Consider the following 24,776-nt stretch of genomic DNA (forward strand, 5'->3'; position numbering starts at 1 on the left):
AGATGTCAAAAAGAGATTATTACGATGTCCTTGGTGTAACCAGAACGGCAGAAGTAACAGAAATAAAAACATCATATCGTAAGCTAGCCATCAAATACCATCCAGATAAGAACCCTGGAGACAAAGAGGCTGAAGACAAGTTCAAAGAGGCTGCTGAGGCATATGAAGTCCTGAGCAACCCTGAAAAAAGAAGACGTTATGACCAATTCGGACATGCAGGCAACTCTGCTTCTGGATATGGTGGTGGCGGCATGAACATGGATGATATCTTCAGTCAATTTGGAGATATCTTTGGTGGAGGCAACCCCTTTGAAAGCTTTTTCGGAGGCGGCGGCGGAGGTAGTCGTGGCGGACGCCGTGTACAACGCGGAACAAACCTGCGGATCAAAGTAAAACTTACCCTTGAAGAAATTGCAAAAGGAGTTGAGAAAAAGGTAAAAGTAAACAAACAGGTAAAATGTAATACCTGTGATGGTACTGGTGCCAAAGACAAAAACTCGTACCATACCTGTAATACCTGTGGTGGTTCTGGTTCTGTAAGACGTGTAACCAATACTATCCTTGGTCAGATGCAAACCACAAGCACCTGTCCTACCTGTAATGGTGAAGGTGTCGAAATAACTGCCAAATGTACTTCTTGTAAAGGCGAAGGTTTAGTTCGTGGTGAAGAGACCATTTCAATCAATATTCCTGCAGGTGTAAGCGAAGGCATGCAACTGTCCATGAGTGGAAAAGGTAATGCTGCACCACGTGGTGGGATCCCTGGTGATTTGATCATCCTGGTTGAAGAAGTCCCTCACGAAACGCTTAAACGCGATGGCATCAATGTCATCTATGATCTTTATATCAATTTTGCTGATGCTGCTTTAGGCACGAGCGTAGAAATTCCGACCATTGATGGCAAGGCAAAGATCAAGATCGAACCAGGTACTCAAGGTGGTAAGATCCTCCGTCTAAAAGGCAAAGGTCTTCCAGAAGTAAATTCCTACCACAAAGGTGACCAATTGGTTTATGTGAATGTGTGGACTCCAAAAACAGTTTCAAAAGAAGAAAAAGAACTTCTAGAAAAACTTAAGAACTCTGCTAACTTCAAACCACAACCTGGTAAGAGCGAAAAATCATTCTTTGAGAGAATTAAAGAGTATTTTGAATAATAGATGTGAGATTTGAGATCTGAGACATGAGATATTAATTTGAATAGAATTTCTACTATCGCTATACTCAAATCTAAAATTTAAGACATAAAAAAAGCTGGTTTTAATAAACCAGCTTTTTTTATGTCTTAAAGAATCGCTTCCCTTATCCTTTGCAATTTCACCAGCAGATCTTCTAACAGATCCAGGTGGAGCATATTTGCACCATCAGATTTGGCATTTGCAGGATCAGGGTGAGTTTCAATAAACAGACCATCAGCACCGACTGCAATGGCAGCTTTAGCAATTGTCTCGATCAATTCCGGTTTACCGCCTGTCACTCCTGAACTCTGGTTTGGCTGTTGCAAGGAATGCGTACAGTCCATAACCGTAGGAACATTAAAAGATTTCATAACTGGTAATCCTCTATAGTCTACGATCAAGTCCTGATAACCAAAAGTATTCCCACGGTCAGTAAGAACAACTTTAGGGTTTCCAGCATCTTGAACCTTTTCTACAGCGAATTTCATCGACTCAGCTGATAAAAACTGTCCTTTCTTAATATTAACGACTTTTCCAGTTTCTGCTGCAGCAACCAAAAGGTCAGTCTGTCTACATAGAAATGCAGGAATCTGCAACACATCCACATACGCAGCGGCCATTGCAGCCTCCTGACTTTCATGGATATCTGTTACGGTAGGAATGCCAAAGGTCTTCCCTACTTTCTCCAACACCTTCAATGCTTTTTCATCCCCAATTCCAGTAAAGGAATTTCCTTTCGAACGATTTGCTTTACGATAAGATCCCTTAAAAATATAAGGGATGTTCAGTTTATCAGTGATATTTACGATTTTATCCGCAATACGCAAAGCGATCTCTTCACCTTCAATGGCACAAGGTCCTGCCATCAAAAAGAAAGAAGAAGAGTTGCCATTTTTTATTCCTGGCAAATATGTATTGATCATATAATTTTAATTACCTAGTTCCGACATAAATTTGATGCGCATCAGTTGGATATCCTCAAAGGAGTAATCTTCCTCCCCCAATTCATCCAATGCAGTTTCGATAGCATCATTCTCTGCAGTTTTGAAATAATCATAGACCTCATCTTGACGGTCCTGATCGATCATTTCATCTACAAAATAACCAATATTCAGTTTGGTTCCTGAATTTACGATAGACTCCACTTCACGCAAAAGATCTTCATAACTGATTCCTTTTGACGAGGCAATATCTTCCAAAGAGATCTTTCTATCGATATTCTGGATAATAGAAACTTTTAAGGCAGATTTATTGGCCGTGCTCTTGATCACTAAATCCTGAGGCCTATCGATATCATTATCCTCCACATACTTTTTGATCAGTTCTACAAATGGAGCCCCAAACTTCATGGCTTTCCCGGATCCAACACCTTGGATTTGTTTCAACTCATCAATGCTTACCGGATAATGGGTGCACATTTCATCTAATGAAGGATCTTGGAAAATAACAAATGGTGGCAGCGACTTCTGTTTAGCGATCTTCTTTCTAAGATCCTTTAACATTTTCAGCAACTCGGCATCCAATGCACCTGCCTGAGCAGAACCTTCTTCTGAAGAGTCTGATTTAGACATTTCCATCGGTTTATTTAAGATAAACTTCAATGGATACGGATTATTGATATACTTATTACCATCTGAAGTCAATTGCAATAGACCATAGTGATCAATATCCTTCTTGATAAAATCAGCTAATTCTGCCTGGCGGATCAAGGAATTCCAGAAATTCACTCCTTGCTCCTTCCCAGTACCAAATAAGGCATGGGTATCATGTTTATATTTCGAAATAGGCTGATTGTTCTGTCCAATCAACACATTGATTATATGCTGATCATCAAATTTATCACCCTGCTCTTTTATAAAATTCAGTACAGTCAATAAAGGCTCCTCGGCATCGAAATAGGTCTTTGCAGATCGACAATTATCACACATGGAATTACATCCAGTTTCGTCAAACTTCTCCCCAAAATAATGGAGGATCTGCTTCCTTCGACAAACAGCTGATTCAGAATAATCAATCACTTCCTTCAATATCTGAGTGCCGATTTCCTTTTCCGAAACGGGCTTATCTTTCATGAACTTGGTCAGCTTCTCTACATCTTTTTCAGAGTAGAAAGCCAGACAGTAACCTTCCCCGCCATCACGGCCAGCACGACCAGTTTCCTGATAGTATCCTTCCATTGATTTTGGGATATCATGATGGATAACATATCGGACATCAGGTTTATCGATCCCCATTCCGAAAGCAATCGTCGCTACGATCACTTCAATATCTTCCATCAAAAACTTATCCTGTGTATCAGCACGGGTCTTTGCGTCCAAACCAGCATGGTATGGAAGAGCTTTAATCCCGTTGATGTTCAATACCTCAGCTATCTCCTCCACCTTCTTACGGCTCAGACAGTACACAATACCGGCCTTTCCTGCATTGTTTTTAATAAAACGAACGATCTGCTTAATAACATCCTCTTTAGGCCTCACTTCATAGTACAGGTTCGTACGGTTAAAGGAAGACTTAAACAAGGTTGCATCATTCATCTGTAGGTTCTTACGGATATCAGACTGAACCTTTGGAGTAGCGGTGGCCGTCAATGCGATAATTGGAATATCCTCACCAATTTCATTGATGACTTGACGGATCTTACGATATTCCGGTCTGAAATCATGTCCCCACTCTGAAATACAGTGCGCCTCATCAACGGCCACAAATGAAACTGTTATGCTCCTTAAAAAGTTAACATTTTCCTCTTTGGCCAAAGATTCAGGTGCTACATACAAGAGCTTGGTTTTCCCTTCTTGCACGTCCTGTTTTACGCGTTGAATTTCATTTTTGGTAAGGGAGGAATTCAAAAAGTGCGCGATGCTATCTCTTCCTCCAAAAGCGCGTACCTGGTCGACCTGATTCTTCATCAAAGCAATAAGCGGTGAGATTACAATTGCAGTCCCTTCGCTCATCAGAGCCGGCAACTGATAACAGATTGATTTCCCGCCACCTGTAGGCATTATGACGAATGTATCCTTCCTGTTCAGAACGTTCGTAATAATTGCTTCCTGATCGCCTTTAAAAGTGTCGAACCCAAAAAAATCTTGAAGATTGTCGAAAAGTGATTTTTCTATTTCCATTGACTATGCAAAATAAATAGATGTAATAACGGTATGAATAATACGTGTTAAATAATGTATTTTTGTAGCGAACACATCATATTTATATATAAAATTAAGGAAATATTACGTGAAAAACAATATAGATATCAAATCGTTGGCACAGAGCACATTTGAACTTGAAGCAGCTAACGTATTGGCTCTATCTGAAAAAATCGACAGCGATTTTGTAGAGGTAATTGAGAAGATTTTGACGCTGAAAGGTAGGGTAATATTAACCGGAATCGGAAAAAGCGCAATCATCGCTCAAAAAATTGTCGCAACCCTAAATTCCACTGGCACCCCTGCCATTTTTATGCATGCCGCAGATGCCATTCACGGTGACCTTGGAATCATCCAAAAAGATGACCTTATCATCGCGATTTCAAAAAGTGGCAATACACCGGAAATCAAAGTTCTGGTCCCATATCTTAAACAAACAGGGAACATCTTAGTAGCCATGGTTGGAAACCATGAATCCTTCCTTGCTGAACAAGCGGATTATATTCTGGACACCAGCATTACGAGAGAAGCTTGCCCTAATAATTTAGCCCCAACCACCAGTACTACAGTTCAACTTGCTATGGGTGATGCCATTGCTGTCTGTCTGCAGACCAAAAGACAGTTCACCGATCAAGATTTCGCTAAATACCATCCAGGTGGCGCTTTGGGAAAACAACTATATCTAAAAGTTAGTGACCTTTCTGATCATAACGGTGTCCCAATGGTAGCTGCAGATGCAAATATCCGTTCCGTATTGATCAGTATTACCGAATATAGACTTGGAGCAACCGTGGTCATTGAAAACGAAAATATCCTTGGAATCATTACCGATGGCGATATTCGTCGGATGTTAGGCAAACATGAGGATGTTTCTGGCCTTCAGGCAAAGGATATTATGTCCTTAAATCCTAAAACCATAGACAAAACTGAACTGGCAGCAAATGCTCTTCACCTCATGCGCCAGAATAGTATCTCCCAATTGGTGGTTACCGACGAAGGAAAATATGCAGGCATTATTCACCTGCAAGACATTTTAAAAGAAGGTATTATCTAATATCAAGATTGTAAAATTCTTGTGTGTTTATTTCAAAATCTCACTAAAGAATCGTATTCTTATAAAAATGGTCTTAGATTTGATTGAATAAAGCAACGAAAAAATTGAAACGATGAAAAAGATTACAAGTATATGTGCAGTATTGATTGCATTTATTAGTTTGACTGCGATGGGAATGTTTGCTGCAGAGTTTAAATTTGACAAAGAAACCCATGACTTCGGTAAGATCCCTTTGAATAAGCCGGTTTCTCATGAATATAAATTCAGCAACTCGGGAGATGAACCAATCATTATTTCAGATGTACAACCAACTTGTGGATGTTCTGTAGCAGAATTTACCAAAACTCCTGTTAAACCAGGAGAAGCGGGAACCATTAAAGTAACTTTCAATGCAGCTGCTAAAGGTCCTTTTACAAAATCATTTATTGTAAAATCAAACACTAAAACACCTGTTAAAACGCTTACTATCAAAGGTATCGTAGAATAAGGAAAATGTACTCCAGAATGAAACAATTCTGAGAAAAAATAAAAATATCATGGAAAGCCGACCTCAAGAGGTCGGCTTTCATTTTTTAGGACAAGCTCAGTTTTATTTGTATTTTTGTAAAGATTGAAAACATAATAAAATTATAATGCCAACTATTTCTCATAAGGGCATCAATATGCCTGCATCGCCTATTAGAAAACTAACTCCTTTTGCCGATCAGGCAAAAAAAGATGGAAAGAAAATTTACCATTTGAACATAGGCCAACCTGATATTGAAACTCCTGAAGTCATGTTAAATGCTTTAAAAAACATTGATTTTAAAGTTTGGGCTTATACCTCATCTGAAGGGACTCTTTCATACAGAACTAAATTAGCTGAGTATTATAATAAGATCCATTATAACATCACTCCAAACGACATTTTGGTTACCAACGGTGGCTCGGAAGCAATTACCATTGCGATGCAAGCCTGTCTGAACCCAGGTGAAGAAGTTATTATCCCTGAACCTTTCTATGCCAACTACAATGGCTTTGCATGTTCAGCAGACATTATCGTAAAACCAATCATGTCTGTCATAGACAATGGTTTCGCATTACCTTCCATTGCAGATTTTGAAAAAGTAATTACAGAAAAAACTAAAGCAATTGCAATCTGTAATCCAAATAACCCTACAGGTTACCTGTATTCACGCGAAGAGCTGGAGGCATTAAAAGAATTATGTCTGAAACATGATCTTTACCTATTCTCTGATGAAGCTTATAGGGAATTTTGTTATGATGGCCGCGAATTCATTTCCCCAATGCAATTAGAAGGTCTTGAACAAAATGTAGTGGTATTTGATACCGTTTCTAAACGCTATTCCGCTTGTGGAGCAAGGATCGGATGTATCATCACCAAAAACAGAGAACTTTACTTGACAGCATTGAAATTTGCTCAAGCTAGACTTAGTCCATCATTGGAAGGTCAGATCGCTGGAGAGGCTGCAGTAGATACTCCTGATAGTTATTTTGAAGCGGTATCCAAAGAATACACTGCAAGAAGAGATACATTGGTCAATGGTCTTAATAAAATTGATGGTGTCTTCTGCCCTAACCCAGGCGGTGCGTTCTATGTCATTGCAAAACTGCCAATCGATAATGCAGATAAATTCTGTCAATGGATGTTGGAGAAATTTTCTTACAACAATGAAACAGTGATGATGGCTCCGGCAACTGGCTTCTACTCCACTCCTGGAGCAGGATCGAATGAAGTCCGTTTAGCTTACGTCTTAAACCAAGATGATCTTAAAAAAGCATTGGTTTGCTTAGAAAAAGGTCTAGAAGAATATCCGGGTAGAACAATTTAAGTTTATACCTAAATCAATTTCGAAGGTCGCTAGTTTAACTAGCGACCTTTTTATTTTTCCACACAAACTTATCTTAATAATTACATAAATAACACTTATTAAAATGCTGCATTTCAGTTATTTATAAAAAATATACAACAATTTGTAATCTTTGGCGTTTATAATAGTAGAAACTAATGAATAATATATATGGATAAATTAAAGAAATTCGAATTAATGGAGAAAATATCCAGAGAATTAGAGGACATTAGAAATAGCCAGCAGGCTGTTTTAGAAAAAATCGCAAAAGTTGAAATTGACAATATAGAGTTAGGTGATAAAACTATCGAAAGCAAAATCCCTGATATCTATCAGCGAACTGCAGACAACTCTGAAGCTATTCTGGAGATCCTCAATTCCTTCCAGGAAAAAACAGATGACTTTGGAAGTAAAAATAATATCGATCAGTTGAAACAACAACAGGAAATCGATAATATGAAATAATAGAAAAGGCCTCAAATTGAGGCCTTTTTCTTTATATATCTTTTCCCTAGGATTGGGGCAATTCTATCTTATCCTTTACCAATTGAATCACAAAATTCAACTGCTCAACCTGGTTCAGTTCTGAATTATCCAGTACGATGGCATCTTCAGCCTGTCTTAACGGACTTTCTTCCCTGGTACTGTCAATATGATCGCGATGTGAAAGGTTTTCTTTCACCTCCTCCATCGTCAAAACCTCCCCTTTTGCTGACAGTTCCGCAAATCTTCTTTCCGCGCGAACCTGTGGGCTTGCCGTCATAAAGATCTTTAGGTCTGCCTTTGGAAATACCGTAGTCCCGATATCCCTACCGTCCATCACGATATTCCTTTTCTTTCCCAAATCCTGCTGTTGTTTGACCATAGCCTTACGAACAGCCTTCAATGCACTCACTTCAGAAACATATTCAGAAACTTCCATCGTTCTGATTGCGTCTGAAACGTCATTACCGTTCAGTAAGATTTGGGTCTTTTCAGGATTCGGAATAAAATCTATATGGATGTTTTCCAAAGCTGTAGACACAGCCTCCTCATCATTGATATCGATTTGGTTCTGTTGAATATATAGGGTTACTGCCCTGTACATTGCACCACTGTCGATAAAAACAAAGTTCAATTCTTTCGCCAATGCTTTTGCAACTGTACTCTTTCCGCATGATGAGAAACCATCAATAGCAATTACAAAATTCTTCATAACCATTAGTTGGTTCCTCCAATCATTACACCGGGTTTATTTACCAAAGGAATCTTGATCAGATTCTCATCAACGATACTTTCTGGTAAGAAAACATATTTCTTGTCATAAATAGTACCGTTTATATAATAACTCAACCAATATTCATTGGTCAAACCGAAAACCTGAGGATCGATCGCTTCAATTTTTTGAGAAGTCTTGGCTTCCATATCACCAATGAAATGTCTCAAAATGGTCGTTTTCACTTCCTTTCCATCCTTTATACCATACCCTTTTGAGGAAACAAGTACACTCTGGATGGCAGCTTTTTTTTCATTGATCAAATAAACATTCCAAACCTTTGTAGTCGGAGACTCAGTTTCCAGAACAACGGCAACCGAGATATCTTCAACTATATTTAAAGGTAGATCCTTCTTCATTTTATCCTATTTCTTTTTAGCAGTAGCTTTCTTAGTCGTTGTCTTTTTTGCTGTTGTTTTAGTCGCTTTCGTTGCTTTGGCAGCTTTTCTCGCCGATGGCGATTTACTGTCTTCCTCAGCCCATTTCAGTACGTCCGCATAAGTGATCTTCTCAACTTCTGTACCTTTAGGAATTTTTAGGTTCTGCTTACCAAAACGAACGAATGGTCCCCAGCGTCCATTTTCTATCTTAGCCTCTGGGTTTTCATCAAAAATCTTGATGACTTTATCCTTATCTTTCTGACGTTTTTCCTCGATGATCTGGATTGCCTGATCTTGCTCTACATCCAATGGGTCCAACCCTTTTGGCAAGGAATAGAAACTGCTGTTATGACGGATATATGGTCCAAAACGACCAATAGCAACTGTCATTTCTTTCCCTTCAAATTCCCCCACTTTTTTAGGAAGCTTGAACAATTCCAAGGCTTCTTCTAAAGTAATGGTTTCGATCATTTGACCTTTACGTAATGAAGCAAAAACTGGTTTTTCTTCATCGTCCGCCGTTCCAATCTGAACCAATGGTCCAAAACGTCCTACACGAACCGAAATCGGTTTGCCCGATACGGGATCAACACCAAGTTCACGTTCATGGGTAGCACGATCGGCATTATCTAGTGTATTCTGTACTTCCGAATGGAATGGACCATAGAAATTGGACAGCATATCGGTCCACTCCTTGAATCCTTGTGCAATCTCATCAAATTCCTTCTCTACTTTCGCCGTAAAATGGTAATCAACGATTCCTTTGAAATGTTGAACCAAGAAATCGTTCACCAAAACACCAATATCCGTTGGGAACATCTTATTACGCTCAGCCCCGGTAATTTCAGTTTTGGTCTGTGAACTTACCTGTCCGCCATTTAAGGTAAGGATCCTGTAGGCTCTTTCCTTCCCATCACGGTCTTCCTTTACCACATAGCCTCGGTTTTGAATCGTCGAAATGGTAGGTGCATAAGTCGAAGGACGACCAATACCTAATTCTTCCAATTTCTTAACCAATGAAGCTTCCGTAAATCTTGCCGGAGGTCTAGAGAACCTTTCAGTGGCATGCATGATCTCTAAATTCAGATCCTGTCCCTTACTTAACGGTGGAAGGATGGCATTATCTGAATTGTCCAAATCAATTTCATCGTTATCATCATCGGAAGATTCAAAGTAAACCTTCAGGAAACCATCAAATTTCATGACTTCTCCTGTTGCTACTAGATCTTCAGTTCTGCTGGAAATAGAAATCTTAGCCGTCGTTTTTTCAAACTCTGCTTCACTCATCTGCGAAGCAATCGAACGCTTCCAGATCAGTTCATATAATCGCTTCTCCGAATTATCCCCATCAATCGTATGATCGTTGAAGTAAGTCGGACGAATTGCTTCGTGAGCCTCTTGGGCCCCTGCACTCTTCGTACGGTATTGACGTAACTTATGGTACTTTTCCCCATAGGCATTGATAATCTCAGCTTGTGCGCCCTGTAATGCCGTGTCAGATAAGTTTACCGAGTCAGTACGCATATAGGTAATGCGTCCAGCCTCATATAAACGCTGAGCGACCTGCATGGTTCTAGCAACTGAAAATCCTAATTTCCTGCTCGCCTCTTGTTGTAAGGTCGAAGTGGTAAAAGGTGCAGATGGAGTACGCTTTGATGGTTTTGTCTCTAAACTCTTGATCTGGAACACAGCATTGGCACAATCGTTCAGAAACTGATTAGCTTCCTCTACTGTGGCAAACCTTTGTGGCAATTCTGCTTTGAAACGATCCTTGGCATTGCCAGTATTAAATATGGCAACGATCTTGAATGCAGCTTCTGCATTAAATTTATTGATATCCCTTTCGCGCTCAACAATCAATCGAACCGCTACGGATTGAACCCTTCCCGCAGAAAGTGAAGGCTTAACCTTTCTCCATAAAACCGGAGATAGCTCAAAACCAACTAACCTATCCAATACACGGCGTGCTTGCTGTGCATTGACTAAGTTAAAATCTATCTTTCTTGGTGATTCTATCGCTTTTAAAATGGCTGGCTTGGTAATCTCATGGAAAACGATACGTTTGGTTTTATCATCCTTTAATCCCAAGGTCTCAAATAAGTGCCAGGAAATAGCTTCCCCCTCACGGTCCTCATCGGACGCTAACCATACTGTCTCTGCAGATTTCGCTAACTTCTTTAACTCACTGACCAAAGCTTTTTTATCCGACGGAACCTCATATTTCTGTTTGAAATTATCTTCCGTGTCAATCGCGTCATCGGTTTTCACCAAATCACGGATGTGACCATAACTGGATTTTACTAAAAAATCTTTGCCTAAATATCCTTCTATTGTTTTAGCCTTTGCGGGTGACTCGACTATCAATAAATTTTTTGCCATTTAAATTCTTTGATTTGATGCAAAGAAAACGATTTCAAAATGGAATGCAAATTCTTTTTTATCCCCAATGGCAAAAAAGTGAGTACAATCATTTATCATTTAATCCAAATATCCAGTAAATAAAACACTGCAAAAACCACGGAAGCAATGCCATTGGTGGTCATAAATGCTCGGTCTACCTTACTTAAATCTGTCGGACTTACGATTCGATGCTGATAAATTAATAATGCCGCATAAAAGGCAACACCTATATAATATAAGGTGCCGACCGGCATATATAAAACAGGTAAAAGCACAAATATAAAGGACAGGACATGAAGCACTTCAGAGATCCTTAATGCCGTCTTTCCTCCAAAATTTGCCGGAATCGAATTCAACCCATTCGCCTTGTCAAATTCTTCATCCTGCAAAGCATAAATTATGTCAAAGCCACTGACCCATGTCAATACGGCCAATCCATAAAAAATCGGTACGATATTAAACTCCCCTGTAACGGCTAAATATGCACCAACCGGCGCCAAACCTAATCCTACCCCTAGAACAATATGACATAAAGGAGATATTCTTTTCATATAGGAGTAGAACAAAATCACGAACAAAGCTATTGGTGACAGCACAAAGCACATGAAATTGATGAAATAACAGGCAACCATAAAAACAATACAGTTTATTACCGTAAATAATAAGGCCTGCTTGGGACTGATCCGCCCCGCGGGAATATCTCGAACAGCCGTTCGTGGATTCAAAGCATCAATATCCCGATCCAAATACCTATTAAATGCCATGGCCGCATTCCTTGCCGTCACCATACACACCAACATCAAAAGGAACAATTTCCATTCAAATTGATAATCCGTCGTATGGATAGCCAAGAAAAAACCGATGATAGCAAAAGGAAGAGCAAATATACTATGTGCAAAGAGCACCAAGGACATATATTTTTTCATAAACTAGCTAAGTGGAGAAACAAAGTTATTGTTGATTTCACCTATGGTCTGTAATACATCCTCACAACCTAATTTTGTCTCTGCAGAAGTCAAGATATGTGGAGGCACTTCCTCAAACCAAACCTTCAATGCCTTTCTGAACTTGGCGATATTTTGATCCGCTTTGACCCCAGAATGTTTATCGGCTTTTGTGAACAACAAAAAGAAAGGTATCCCTTGCTCCCCTAACCAATAACAAAAATCCAAATCTATCTTCTGTGGCTCATGTCTACTGTCAATCAAAACAAATACACATTGCAAATTTTCACGCTTCGTCAAATATTCACGGATGAATTTCTCCCAGGTCGCACGGTTCTTTTTGGAAGTCTGAGCAAATCCATAACCCGGTAGATCGACCAAATACCACTCATCATTAATGATAAAATGATTGATCAACTGGGTCTTACCAGGTTTCTGTGAAGTTTTAGCCAAGCCCTTCCTACGGGTGATTGCATTGATCAAAGAAGACTTCCCTACATTCGACCGACCAATAAAGGCGTACTCCGCTTTATTCGCCTCAGGAAGCTTATTGACATCTGTATTACTGGTTAAGAATTCTGCTCGATTGATATTCATAAGGCAAAGGTACGATTAAAAACGCTTTTATTTCTTATCAGAATAATACCTAGACCGCATTCAATTCAAGAAAAATTCATAATTTCATCAACAAATCCATATATATGCTCGAAATTAAGAATATTGTTAAGCAATATGCCAATCATAAAGCATTAGACGATGTTTCCATACATGTACCTTCCGGAAAAATATTTGGCCTATTAGGCCCCAATGGCGCGGGAAAAACATCGCTGATCCGAATAATCAATCAAATTACAGCACCCGATGCAGGACAGATCCTCTTCGATGGCCAGCCATTGAACTCTTCCCATATCGGTAGAATCGGCTACCTACCGGAAGAACGTGGTCTCTATAAAAAAATGCTCATCGGTGACCAAATGATCTACCTTGCCCAACTGAAAGGCCTTAGCAAAAACGACGCAAAGGAAAAGATCAAATACTGGTTTGAAAAATTGAAAATAGAAAGCTGGTGGGACAAAAAAGTAGAGGATTTGAGTAAAGGGATGCAGCAGAAAGTACAATTCGTTGCAACTGTCCTGCATGAACCTGACCTCATTATCCTAGACGAACCTTTCTCCGGATTTGACCCCGTAAATGCGCAAGTTATACAAGATGAAATCCTTGAACTCAATAAAAAGGGAGCCACCATTATTTATTCCACCCACCGTATGGAGTCTGTGGAAGCCCTATGTGATAACATCGCACTCCTAAATAAATCAAAGGTTATACTAGAAGGCTCCGTAAAGGAAATCAAGAATAATTATAGAAATCAAACCTATAAGATCGAATACAGCTTGAAACCAGAAACCGAGCGCATTCAGCTCGATCCAACTTTATGGCAAATCATGGAAAACGAATCCAACGGCAGCAATGCCCTCACTATCCAGGTTCCTGAAGACAAATCCTTAAATGATGTATTGACCCATTTGATTCCTCAAATCGAAATCCAACAGATCTTTGAAATCATTCCTTCCATGCACGATATCTTTATTGATAAAGTAACTAAATAACAGCCGAAAAGTATATGAACAAGATATTATTAATCATTCAAAGAGAATATTTAAGTAGGGTCAAGAAAAAATCCTTCCTGCTCACTACTTTTCTGGTGCCTCTATTTTTCATAGGGATGTATGTTGGTGTATTCTTTTTGACCAAAAAGAGTTTCGAAGACTCCAAAGCATTGATATATGTAGTCGACAACACTAAAGAAGTCGGTCAACAACTCAAGAATACAGATCAGATTACATTTACCCAATCCACCCAAGAACTCAATCAGCAGATCCAGGAAATCAAGGACCTTGATGGAAATACCAATATCCTCATGATCCCTGATGACTTTTATCAAACCCACCATATTGAATTCCTTTCTTCCGGAAAACCGAATATTGGCACCAAATCCGCAGTAGAATCACAACTGGAGGATATCTTGCTAAATTATCAGTACAAGGAACTCAATATAGACGCCTCCAAGATCAAAAGCATCGACACAAAGATCAAGACTGCTGCTAAAGAAATCACAGCCTCAGGTGAAGCCAAAGACAGTGATACAAGGATTGCAATGGGAATTGCCATGGCGCTCTCCGTATTGATCTATTTATCCCTTTTCCTTTATGGAGCCCAGGTGATGCGGGGAATTATTGAAGAAAAATCAAACCGGATCATTGAAGTCATTATTTCTTCTGTCAAACCCTTCCAATTGATGATGGGAAAGATAATCGGGATCGGCTTGGTAGGCATCACCCAATTCGTCCTTTGGATTATCCTAAGTTTTGGATTGATCAGCATTGCTTCCAATACCTTGATCGATAAATCTGACTTTCAAAAAGAAATGATGCAGAATGCGCCACAAGGTGCTGAAATCCAAATGGACAATAATTCCATCATTACTGAAATCAGTACTGCAATGGACGCTGTAAATATCCCAGAACTTTTGATAACGTTCTTCTTGTTCTTTATTGGAGGATATATGCTATATAGCGCACTGTTTGCAGCAGTGGGTTCAGCTGTAGATAATGAAACAGAGGCCAATCAGTTCACGATGCCCATTACAACACCTTTATTATTGGCCTACATCCTATCTTTCGGCGTACTGGTCAATAATCCGCATGGTCCAATTGCGACTTGGTTGAGCTTTATCCCGCTGACCTCCCCTATTGCTATGCTGGTTAGGATTCCTTTTGGCGTGCCAACTTGGCAAATCATCGTATCCTTTATCCTGCTCGTCGCCGGATTTATTTTCACGACTTGGGTTGCGGCAAGGATATACCGTATCGGTATTCTGATGTACGGCAAGAAAGCCAGCTTTAAGGAACTTATTAAATGGTTCCGATACAAAAGTTAGCAACCAAAAAGATACATTTTAAAAGCCCTTCTGAAAGTTAATTTTAGGAAGGGCTTTTAAATTTTTTATACCTTTACCATCGCTGTAATTAAATACAAACAGAATTCAAATGACTGATAAAATTAATCTGTCGGTATTCAAGAAGTTCTTCTCCTCGAATACATCCGGCGGTATACTACTTTTTTTATGTGTTGTGATCTCCCTGATCATTGCAAACACCTCCTCCTCAACCGCATTCAATGAGCTTTTACAAGTTAAATTAGGTTTCGAAAACGAAACCATCCAACTACGCTACAGCCTTAAGCAATGGATTGATGATGGTTTGATGGCCATTTTCTTTCTTTTGGTAGGCCTGGAAATAAAACGTGAACTGGTGGAAGGCGAACTTTCCTCCCCTAAAAATGCAATATTGCCTATTTTGGCTGCTGTTGGTGGTGCCATTGTTCCGGCCGTAATCTATACCATTTTTAATCATGACCAAGCTTCACATCACGGTTGGGGTATTCCAATGGCAACTGATATTGCCTTTGCTCTGGCCATTATATCCCTACTCGATAAACGAGTTCCACCAAGCCTGAAAATATTCCTGGCTGCCTTGGCCATTGTCGATGACCTCTTGGCAATCTTGGTCATTGCCATCTTTTATTCTACGGAACTGCATTACACCTATTTGCTATACGCCGCAGGTATTACCGGATTATTGGTAGTTTTCAATCGTACCGGTGTAAAAAGCGTTTGGGCCTATATTATCCCAGGACTCTTCATTTGGTACTTTATCCATCACTCTGGAATCCACGCTACCATTGCCGGTGTATTGGTTGCCATGACCTTGCCAACAACACCGGATGCAACAGAATCCCCATTGGAAAAACTGGAACATGCGTTGGCAAATCCAGTAAATTTTATCATTATTCCTCTTTTTGCCCTGGTCAACACCAATATTACCATCCATAGTGAAATGGTCCACGGCCTCAATACACCACTTGGGTTAGGAATTATCCTAGGACTCTTCTTCGGAAAGACCATTGGAATCTACCTGACCACCTGGATCTGTGTAAAAACCAAATTGGCCAATCTCCCAGATATGGCCGGATGGAAACACATGATCGGCGTAGGTATGTTGGGTGGTATTGGATTTACCATGTCTATCTTCATCTCCATGCTTTCCTTCAAAGACCCTGTATTTATAGAAGAAGCAAAATTCGCAGTTCTCATAGGTTCATTAATATCAGGTACTTGCGGGTATTTATACCTATCCTTTGTGGCAAAAAAAGATAAATTTAAAGTTGATTAAAAAATAGACGTTACAACGTCCTTTTTGCATATATATTAAAAGAATGCGCGCTTATATAAAATAATATGCGCGCATTCTACTTTTAATAAATATTATATTCAATCGGATTATCGTTATGGGAAATATTAAGCTACAGATATCTGGAAATTTATAAGGAAAAAAGGCCATAAAAAAAATAAAGCTTGAGTCAATCGGGCGACTGCTCAAGCTTTAAAAAATAACCTCTTTTATGAGGTAATCAACCTAAACCTAAGACAAAGATAGAGATTTACTTATATAAATTCCAAATTTATTGAAGGATTTAAACCGTATTCTTGTATATAAAATATTTAACTTGTTGGAAATCAGGAGAATAAAATTAAAAAAATAAAGGTTTTCAAACGGGGAGAATGAAAACCTTTAATAACCAATTATAAACCTAAATTATGATACCACAAAGATAGTGTACATTTTACACATATGCAAATCTTTTTTAAAATATTTTTTCAACCCTGCCCGTTTAGGAAGAAAATTGTTTATATTATATTTGAAAAAAACATTCAGAAATATGTTTACAGGCATTATAGAAACTTTAGGAACGGTTAAGAAAATTGAGTTGGAACAAAGCAACATTCATTACTTCATCGAATCGCCCATATCCCCTGACCTTAAAATCGACCAGAGTGTTTCCCACAACGGCGTATGTTTAACAGTGGTCGGTATTGAAGAAAATACCCATCAGGTTACGGCGATTCATGAAACACTTGAAAAAAGTAATCTAGGAAAACTCAAAGTTGGCGATATAGTGAATCTTGAAAGATGTGTCAAAGTGGATGGACGATTGGATGGACATATTGTTCAAGGCCATGTGGACCAAACCGCCATCTGTACCGCCGTTGAGCCTCAGGAAGGAAGTGTCGTATATACTTTTGAATATGATGCCGCTTTGAATAACCTGACTGTAGAAAAAGGATCCATTACCGTAAATGGCATCAGCTTAACAGTAGTGAATTCTGGCAAGAATAGCTTTTCCGTAGCAATTATCCCCTATACACTGGATAACACCAACCTCAAAACCATCGAGATTGGCTCCACCGTCAATCTGGAATTTGATATCCTTGGTAAGTATGTAAGCAAACTGCTCGCTATGAGACAATAAAAAAAAATGGGCTTTTATATTGAAAAGCCCATTACTTCTTTTTTGCGTTTTGTCTTAAATTTCTCCGGTACAATATTCAGGATTTCATTCTTCAACATGTTTATCGCATGTTTCTTGACGTAATTCTGCGGTGTCACCAAGCTGATCTCCCGCACTGGCTCCGGATTCCGGAAATAGCGAACATGCGCCAATTGATCTTCATCATAGTTGGAAATACTCATCTCTGGAAGGATCGTCAGACCGCCATTGAGATCTACCATCCGCTTCAACGTTTCTACACTGCCCGTATTATAATCAAAGGTACCTTCTTTAGATTGGTTGTGCTTGAAATTACAGATATTCAAGACCTGACCCCGCATACAATGTCCTTCATTCAATAGCCATAGCTTTTCACTGGAAATATCCTCCACATTGATCATTTTCTTTTCATAAACAGAACTGCGATCCGATACATAGGCTACAAAAGTTTCATAAAACAACGGAATTTCCTGGATTCCCGGATCATGTAATGGTGTAGAAAGGATTCCACAGTCCAGTGTACCTATCTTTAATTCCTGAATGATCTGATCCGTTGTATATTCCCAGATCTGCAATTTCAACTTGTTGTATTTCTTCATGAAATTCGAAATCACGTTCGGCAATAAATAAGGAGCAACAGTCGGGATTACCCCTATCTTTAGATCTCCAGCTAACTCGCCCCTTTCAGCTTGCAGTATCTCGGAGATCTTTTTGCTCTCCGTTAGGACTGTACGCGCTTGCTCGATGATCTTTTCCCCAATTTCAGTGGGTACCACGGGCTGCCGACTTCTATCGAAAATCTTTACACCCAATGATTCTTCTAATTTTTGGATCTGCATGCTCAAAGTGGGTTGGGTTACAAAACATTTCTCAGCAGCAGCCACAAAGCTTCTATAGGTATCGACGGCAATTATGTATTCTAATTGGACTAGGGTCATGTTATAAATTTTAACTATACAAATGTAATGAAGTTATTATGCCATTTAGAATCCTAACTTAAAAAGGACATAAAACAAACAAAGCCCGGGAATCCCCAGGCTTTGTGTTAATCAACAGCTCATTTTAATGATGATGCTGCTTGTATTTCATTTCTAAATCTAAAATTATATCCCTCTTTTTACCTTCGATCAATGATAGGTTTCCGGCAACAAATACGCCCTTCTCCCCTGTCTTGGTATTCCGGATACCATAGACCGATGATTCATCTGCCGGATCTGACTCGCCTTCATAGCGATAAAGCACATCAATTTCATAAACTGCAGCCTCATCCGAAAGTTTATCAAACTCAACATTATAATCAATTGAATACCCATTCTTCGACAGATTATCTAAAGCTTCTGTCATTGTTGCATATTTAAATGTTTTATCCATTTTATATTCTTAATGTACGTTTCTTTAAAAACACATAACTTTGGCTATTGTTTCAAAATGATCATTAAATTTATTACCTCACTATGGCTCACACACCTCCCCCAGCAAAAAATACAGCTTCAGAAGCTTTTGAAAGATTACTCGAAGTCCTGAATACATTAAGGATTGAATGTCCTTGGGACAAAAAACAGACTATGGAATCTTTAAGGCACCTGACCATTGAGGAGCTGTATGAACTTACAGATGCTATCCTTGAAAAAGACTATGAAGAAATAAAAAAAGAGCTGGGTGATATAATGATGCACTTGGTATTTTATGCTCGAATTGCAGCGGAAGAAAACAGGTTCAACATCGTAGATGTCCTAAACGCGGTATGTGACAAACTGATCATACGACATCCGCACATCTATTCGGATACGGAAGTAAAGGATGATGAAGATGTGAAACAGAACTGGGAAGCCATCAAACTTAAAGAAGGAAACAAATCCGTCCTTCAGGGAGTACCGCAAAGCCTTCCAGCTCTGGTTAAAGCTTATCGGATACAAGATAAGGTTCGTGGTGTAGGATTTGATTGGGAAGATAAAACCGAAGTCTGGAATAAAGTCGAGGAAGAATTAACGGAATTCAAAGCTGAATTTGACCTTAAAAACGGAACTATCAATGCGGAAAAAGCGGAAGAGGAATTTGGTGATCTTCTATTCTCCTTGATCAATTATGCTCGACATATCGGTATCAATCCGGAAAATGCATTGGAAAAAACCAATAAAAAATTTATCCATCGTTTTACCTATCTAGAAACCCAAGCGGCCAAGAACGGACAGGTATTAAAGGACATGACACTGGAAGAAATGGATGTGTACTGGAACGAAGCTAAAAAGCTGAAATAATTGTACTTGTGTTTTTTTCTTGATAACTTTAATACGGTACAAAACCTGTCGTATGCAAATTATTTTGAAGCTCCTTAAATGGTTGGGAATCGTCATTGTGTCGGTTCTCCTCATCGCCGTTGTGTATTTATATGCCACCGGAAAAGACTTCCTGCTCAAAGGGGTCTATGTCACTTACCTACATGGCCATAAAACGGCCTATCTCGATGATTACCGCTTTTTCGACAACCATGAAATTGAAACCGGAACCCCGCAGCCCTGGAACATCTCCAAAGAATATAATAGCATTAAAATAACCGATAGCTTGAGGAGCATTCATGACCGATGGAAATCTGTGGCCTATATGATCATCCATAAAGACAGTATCTGGTTTGAAGAGTATTATGGAGGATATTCTGATTCCTCCCGATCCAACTCTTTCTCCATGGCCAAAAGCATGGTCGCCGCCCTCTTGGGAAAAACAATTGAAAGCGGACAGGTAAAGAGCCTGCAACAGAATGTCAAGGATTTTGTTCCAGAACTGATCGGCCCCTATGCAGACTCACTTAAAATGGTTGACCTCGTTTCCATGAGCTCCGGCATGAAATGGGACGAAAGCTATTACGACCCTTTTTCCATCACAACTAGATTGTACTTTGATAAAGATATCGTTGGAACTTTAGACCAGCTTCCCATCAACAACCAACCGGGACAAAAGTTCATCTATAAAAGCGGAGATACCCAATTACTTGGAATAGCGTTACAACGAGCTACAAAAAAGAGCTTATCGGAATTGCTTTCCCAATATTTCTGGAAGCCAATGGGAGCTGAGCATACTGCACTTTGGCAGGTTGACAGCAAAAAATACGGAATTGAAAAAGCCTATTGCTGTGTAGCCTCCAATGCCCGCGACTTTGCCCGATTCGGCAAATTGTACATGGACCACGGAAACTGGAATGGTCAGCAGCTTTTGGACTCTGCCTATATCAAACAATCTGTCACCAATACCTTTGCAGACTCTCCGGAATATGGATATGGCTGGTGGATTGGTAAATACAAGGACAAAGATTATTTCTATATGGATGGCCACCTTGGCCAATATGTTATTTCGATCCCGCAGGATGACCTGATCATTGTTCGTTTAGGTCATGGCATCGGTGGCAAGCCAAGATCCAATCCAGGTTCCGCATTCTATAATTTCATTGACCAAGCCTATATCATGCTTGGCGACAGAATCAAATAAAATTACCCAAACTACTGAATTAAAGCAGTTTTAAAGATAATATTTGTATTTTTGCCCCAATGAAAGAATTAGCCGTCATCTTTGATATGGATGGTGTAATTGCCCACACTAATCCATACCACGCCAAAGCCTTTGAAGCATTTTTTGATAAGTACCAAATCCCTTATTCCGATGAGGAATTTGAAAAACATATGTATGGCAAACATAACAGCTATATATTTACCCACTTCTTTAAAAGACCCATTGCTGGACAGGAACTTTTAAACCTTGAAATGGAAAAAGAAGGCCTGTTCAGGGAAATATATAAAGTGGAAGCGAAACCAATCCCCTTCCTTCCAGATTTCTTGAGCAACTTAAAAGACAACGATATTAAACTGGGAGTTGCGACCTCTGCTCCACGTGCTAATATGGACTTGATATTGGACGCCCTGGACATCCGTAGTTTCTTTAAGTCAACCCTCGGATCCGAAAATGTGGAACTGCACAAACCTCATCCTGAAGTTTACCTGAAATCAGCAAATAACCTGAATATGGATCCGCAAAACTGTTTTGTGTTTGAAGATTCTTTTTCCGGTGTTACTGCTGGTCTAAATGCCAATATGAATGTCATTGGGGTCCTAAGTTCCCATAAGAAAGAAGATCTGCCTGTTTGTCTCGAATATATCGACGACTATAAATACATGAATGTCGACAGGCTAAAATCACTTTACAAAGAGAATGTGGGATAATGCATTAGAACTGATCCCATCTCCAGCTGCATGGATACTCTACTTTTTCTGTGCCATGCTCATTGGCGTTTCTAAAACCGGCATCCAGAACGTAGGAACTTTTACGATCCCAATGTTTGCTCTTCTTTTTGGAGCCAAATTTTCTACAGGGATCGTTCTGATTCTCCTCTGCATGGCAGATCTCCTTGCGGTGATCTATTATAGGAAACAATTTATTTGGTCCGAAATTAAATCCATGCTCCCCTTTTCCATGATCGGACTTTTTATAGGTCTCTTTGTCGGAGAATATATTGACGATGGCACCTTTAAGTTTATCATGGGGGCCTGTATCTTCATCTCCGTCCTGTTGATGATCTGGGGAACCAACAAAGCCAAGAAAAACCATGACGCTAGGGATTTCACCGACAATTGGTGGTATTCTCCTTCCTTCGGTCTCTTGGTCGGATTCTCAACGATGATCGGAAATGCCGCAGGTCCAGCCCTCACCATTTACCTGCTGACCCGCAAGCTCAACAAAGTAACCTTGGTCGCAACCGGAGCTTGGTTTATCATGATCCTCAACTTCTCCAAGATACCCCTCCAGCTTTTTGTCTGGAAAAACCTGACCTGGGAAGGCATCATCCTAAATTGCCTTGCCATTCCTTTTATCCTGCTAGGAGGCTACATCGGCATAAAACTGGTCAAGATCATTCCTGAAAAAGAATTTAAGATCGTCATTCTGGCATTGGTGATTATATCATCGCTGATGTTGATGTTTGGGTGATTTTAGACATAAGACATAAGACACAAGACACAAGACACAAGACACAAGACACAAGACATAAGACATTAGAGCATTTTCACCATCAGAAATATTGAGGCACGAAAAATCTCGGAAACATACCTTTTATTATCCTCAAATCCATCATGTTGAGGCACGAAATATCTAGGAGCCATACCCTTTATTATCCCCACACCTGTCATGTTTAGGCACGAAACATCTCGGAACCATGCCTTTTATTGTCCCCATGCCTGTCATGTTGAGGTACGAAACATCTCGGAACCATGCCTGTCATGTTGAGGTACGAAACATCTCGGAACCATGGCTTTTATTGTCCCCATGCCTGTCATGTTGAGGCACGAAACATCTCGGAACCCTGCCTGTCATGTTGAGGCACGAAACATCTCGGAACCATGCCTGTCATGTTGAGGTACGAAACATCTCGGAACCATGCCTGTCATGTTGAGGTACGAAACATCTCGGAACCATGCCTTTTATTGTCCGCATGCCTGTCATGTTTAGGCACGAAACATCTCGGAACTATGCCTATTATTTTCCCCGCGCCAGTCATGTTGAGGCACGAAACATCTCGGAACTATGCCTATTATTTTCCCTGCGCCAGTCATGTTGAGGCACGAAACATCTCGGAACTATAGATAATAAGAATCTAAATAAAGATTACATTGGCGTACAGGTCCTGGACCTTCGGTCCAGAATGACAGGACATTTTGGTGGAGAACCGTACAGATTCCTCACTGATCGTTCAGAATAAGAGTAAACAAAAAACACTTCCCTAATCCCTTTATTCGTGACTCATATCCAAATCTTGGTCTATCCTCTAATCCTTTCCATCCTGGTTCAAATCCAGATCTTGGTCCATCCTCTCATCCATTCCATCCTGGTTCAAATCCAGATCTTGGTCCATCCTCTCATCCTTTCCATCCTGGTTCAAACAAAAAAAGACACAAGAAAGTTCTAATTTCTTGTGTCTATTGTCTTATGTCTAAATACCAAAAGGGAGTCTTCTACGACTCCCTTATTGGTTTTTATTAAAATGATGTTGTATCAACCGGAACTTCTGAATTTTCGGTTTCAGGAGCTTTATCGATCAACTCCATAAACTGATCCAGTTTAGGGGTAATGATAATCTGTGTTCTACGGTTTTTAGATTTACCATCTGCGCTGGCGTTGCTGGCGACAGGGTTATATTCACCACGTCCACCGGCTGTCAAACGCTTAGGATCAACTCCATAGGTGTTCTGCAATGCTTGAACGACTGATGAGGCTCTCAATGTACTTAAATCCCAGTTGTTGCGGATATTAGGCTTTGAGATCGGATCCGTATCGGTATTACCTTCGATCAGCACATCGTAATCTTTGTAATCTTGGATGATCTTGGCAATTTTCGACAAGGTCTCTCCTGCACGGTCTGAAATCTCATAACTACCTGACCTATATAACATATTATCAGACAATGAAATATAAACCACACCTTTTAATACTTGAACATCCACATCGTTCATTTCTTCACGACTTAATGAACGTGTCAAGTTGTTTGTCAACACCATATTAAGTGAATCACTTTTTTGTTTGGTGTTTACTAAGTGCTGAATGTATTTATTGGAAGCATTGATTTCATCGACCAATTTGGAAATATTGACATTTCCTTGGGTATTTTGGTTGATACTGTTATCCAATGTTCCCTGAAGTTTAGCTAAGGCCTCTCTTAAGCCCGCATTGTTCTTGCGTTCTTGCTCAAGTTGTTCCTCCAAGCTCTTCACTCTGGTTTTACTTTCTGCAAGGTCTAACTGACTCTGATTATATTTATCACCCAGTTCCTTATATTGAGCTTCCAAAGCTCGGTGAGTCTTCTTGCTTACACCACATGAAGTAATAAACAAGGCTGACATCAACAGTAATGGTACGCTAATTCTTTTAATCATAACGCTTGATTTTGTTTGTATTCTTATAATGTTACGCTACTGTTAAGCAAAAGGGATGCCTTTTATGCAAAATTAGCATTCCGCCAAAACAGATTTTCTAAATAATCCCCTGTTTTACCCCTATAAGCAGCGAATATTTAAAAATATTTTATTTTAAAGTTTTCAGGAAAAAGCTGTATCGATTGAATACTAAGCTTTTATAAAGATTATCAAAAAAGTCAGGTAACGATTTGGTAACGGTGCTTATTGCTTTGTTTTTCAATACATTTCCGTTCGCTC

At 39.6% G+C, this 24,776-nt stretch carries 23 protein-coding genes; 13 read left to right on the plus strand and 10 right to left on the minus strand.

The genetic code is table 11. The annotated features are described in order from the left end of the window. Window positions 1–2: 2 nt before the first annotated feature. Entirely contained in the window at window positions 3–1,154 is a 1,152-nt protein-coding gene (gene dnaJ, locus NMK93_RS10535) for a molecular chaperone DnaJ (RefSeq protein ID WP_254527202.1), read from the plus strand. 128 nt (window positions 1,155–1,282) lie between these two features. On the opposite strand, the gene kdsA is transcribed toward dnaJ, so the two are convergent. Next, window positions 1,283–2,098: a 3-deoxy-8-phosphooctulonate synthase gene (kdsA, locus tag NMK93_RS10540; RefSeq protein WP_254527203.1), complete on the minus strand. Its 816-nt coding sequence runs from the start codon at window positions 2,096–2,098 to the stop codon at window positions 1,283–1,285. 6 nt (window positions 2,099–2,104) lie between these two features. Next, window positions 2,105–4,294 (minus strand): DNA helicase RecQ, encoded by a 2,190-nt coding sequence (recQ, locus tag NMK93_RS10545; protein ID WP_254527204.1) that lies wholly within the window; start codon window positions 4,292–4,294, stop codon window positions 2,105–2,107. A gap of 109 nt (window positions 4,295–4,403) precedes the next feature. Between recQ and NMK93_RS10550 the strand changes: the two genes are divergently transcribed. The 4 genes from NMK93_RS10550 to NMK93_RS10565 all read left to right on the plus strand — a co-directional run bounded on the left by NMK93_RS10550 (window position 4,404) and on the right by NMK93_RS10565 (window position 7,684). Next, on the plus strand, window positions 4,404–5,369 hold the full coding sequence (locus NMK93_RS10550) for an SIS domain-containing protein (protein WP_254527205.1): 966 nt from the start codon (window positions 4,404–4,406) through the stop codon (window positions 5,367–5,369). Between the two features lie 112 nt (window positions 5,370–5,481). Further along, entirely contained in the window at window positions 5,482–5,856 is a 375-nt protein-coding gene (locus tag NMK93_RS10555) for a DUF1573 domain-containing protein (RefSeq protein ID WP_093096571.1), read from the plus strand. A gap of 145 nt (window positions 5,857–6,001) precedes the next feature. Further along, the gene (locus NMK93_RS10560; RefSeq protein WP_185212168.1) at window positions 6,002–7,201 is read left to right on the plus strand and encodes a pyridoxal phosphate-dependent aminotransferase; all 1,200 of its coding nucleotides are present in this window, start codon (window positions 6,002–6,004) and stop codon (window positions 7,199–7,201) included. 189 nt (window positions 7,202–7,390) lie between these two features. Beyond that, entirely contained in the window at window positions 7,391–7,684 is a 294-nt protein-coding gene (locus NMK93_RS10565; RefSeq protein WP_093096576.1) for a hypothetical protein, read from the plus strand. A 46-nt stretch (window positions 7,685–7,730) separates the two neighbouring features. Here the strand turns inward: NMK93_RS10565 and cmk are convergent, their stop codons facing one another. The 5 genes from cmk to yihA all read right to left on the minus strand — a co-directional run bounded on the left by cmk (window position 7,731) and on the right by yihA (window position 12,795). Next, window positions 7,731–8,420, minus strand: a complete 690-nt coding sequence (gene cmk / locus NMK93_RS10570) for a (d)CMP kinase (protein WP_254527206.1) — start codon at window positions 8,418–8,420, stop codon at window positions 7,731–7,733. After that, entirely contained in the window at window positions 8,420–8,833 is a 414-nt protein-coding gene (locus NMK93_RS10575; protein WP_254527207.1) for a hypothetical protein, read from the minus strand. Before NMK93_RS10575 ends, cmk begins: the two co-directional genes overlap by 1 nt. Window positions 8,834–8,839: 6 nt before the next feature. Beyond that, window positions 8,840–11,233 (minus strand): type I DNA topoisomerase, encoded by a 2,394-nt coding sequence (gene topA, locus NMK93_RS10580; protein WP_254527208.1) that lies wholly within the window; start codon window positions 11,231–11,233, stop codon window positions 8,840–8,842. A gap of 95 nt (window positions 11,234–11,328) precedes the next feature. Continuing rightward, window positions 11,329–12,180 (minus strand): UbiA-like polyprenyltransferase, encoded by an 852-nt coding sequence (locus tag NMK93_RS10585; RefSeq protein ID WP_185212172.1) that lies wholly within the window; start codon window positions 12,178–12,180, stop codon window positions 11,329–11,331. A gap of 3 nt (window positions 12,181–12,183) precedes the next feature. Next, window positions 12,184–12,795: a ribosome biogenesis GTP-binding protein YihA/YsxC gene (gene yihA, locus NMK93_RS10590; RefSeq protein WP_185212173.1), complete on the minus strand. Its 612-nt coding sequence runs from the start codon at window positions 12,793–12,795 to the stop codon at window positions 12,184–12,186. 104 nt (window positions 12,796–12,899) lie between these two features. On the opposite strand from yihA, the gene NMK93_RS10595 reads away from it, so the two are divergent. From NMK93_RS10595 to NMK93_RS10610, 4 genes are all read left to right on the plus strand, one after another. Continuing rightward, window positions 12,900–13,805 (plus strand): ABC transporter ATP-binding protein, encoded by a 906-nt coding sequence (locus tag NMK93_RS10595; RefSeq protein WP_185212174.1) that lies wholly within the window; start codon window positions 12,900–12,902, stop codon window positions 13,803–13,805. 14 nt (window positions 13,806–13,819) lie between these two features. Further along, window positions 13,820–15,136, plus strand: a complete 1,317-nt coding sequence (locus tag NMK93_RS10600; protein ID WP_254527209.1) for an ABC transporter permease — start codon at window positions 13,820–13,822, stop codon at window positions 15,134–15,136. 109 nt (window positions 15,137–15,245) lie between these two features. Continuing rightward, window positions 15,246–16,430 (plus strand): Na+/H+ antiporter NhaA, encoded by a 1,185-nt coding sequence (nhaA, locus tag NMK93_RS10605; protein ID WP_185216353.1) that lies wholly within the window; start codon window positions 15,246–15,248, stop codon window positions 16,428–16,430. 547 nt (window positions 16,431–16,977) lie between these two features. After that, window positions 16,978–17,568, plus strand: a complete 591-nt coding sequence (locus NMK93_RS10610; protein ID WP_185216354.1) for a riboflavin synthase — start codon at window positions 16,978–16,980, stop codon at window positions 17,566–17,568. A 14-nt stretch (window positions 17,569–17,582) separates the two neighbouring features. On the opposite strand, the gene NMK93_RS10615 is transcribed toward NMK93_RS10610, so the two are convergent. Both NMK93_RS10615 and NMK93_RS10620 read right to left on the minus strand, forming a co-directional pair. Next, window positions 17,583–18,524 (minus strand): hydrogen peroxide-inducible genes activator, encoded by a 942-nt coding sequence (locus tag NMK93_RS10615; protein WP_254527210.1) that lies wholly within the window; start codon window positions 18,522–18,524, stop codon window positions 17,583–17,585. 124 nt (window positions 18,525–18,648) lie between these two features. Next, window positions 18,649–18,957, minus strand: a complete 309-nt coding sequence (locus NMK93_RS10620) for a hypothetical protein (RefSeq protein WP_093096607.1) — start codon at window positions 18,955–18,957, stop codon at window positions 18,649–18,651. Window positions 18,958–19,040: 83 nt separating this feature from the next. Here NMK93_RS10620 and mazG point away from each other — a divergent pair, with 83 nt between their 5' ends. Genes mazG through NMK93_RS10640 form a run of 4 tightly spaced genes read left to right on the plus strand, consistent with a single transcriptional unit; the run spans window position 19,041 to window position 22,557 of the window. After that, a complete protein-coding gene (gene mazG / locus NMK93_RS10625) occupies window positions 19,041–19,844 on the plus strand; it encodes a nucleoside triphosphate pyrophosphohydrolase (protein ID WP_254527211.1) in 804 nt (267 codons plus the stop codon). Between the two features lie 52 nt (window positions 19,845–19,896). Continuing rightward, entirely contained in the window at window positions 19,897–21,066 is a 1,170-nt protein-coding gene (locus tag NMK93_RS10630; RefSeq protein ID WP_254527212.1) for a serine hydrolase, read from the plus strand. 59 nt (window positions 21,067–21,125) lie between these two features. Then, a complete protein-coding gene (locus tag NMK93_RS10635; RefSeq protein ID WP_254527213.1) occupies window positions 21,126–21,794 on the plus strand; it encodes an HAD family phosphatase in 669 nt (222 codons plus the stop codon). Further along, entirely contained in the window at window positions 21,784–22,557 is a 774-nt protein-coding gene (locus NMK93_RS10640) for a sulfite exporter TauE/SafE family protein (RefSeq protein WP_185216356.1), read from the plus strand. The genes NMK93_RS10635 and NMK93_RS10640 overlap by 11 nt, the downstream gene beginning before the upstream one ends. A 1,046-nt stretch (window positions 22,558–23,603) precedes the next feature. Here the strand turns inward: NMK93_RS10640 and NMK93_RS10645 are convergent. Beyond that, a complete protein-coding gene (locus tag NMK93_RS10645) occupies window positions 23,604–24,497 on the minus strand; it encodes an OmpA family protein (protein WP_254527215.1) in 894 nt (297 codons plus the stop codon). Window positions 24,498–24,776 lie beyond the last annotated feature (279 nt).

Source organism: Sphingobacterium sp. LZ7M1, assembly GCF_024296865.1.
GTDB lineage: Bacteria > Bacteroidota > Bacteroidia > Sphingobacteriales > Sphingobacteriaceae > Sphingobacterium.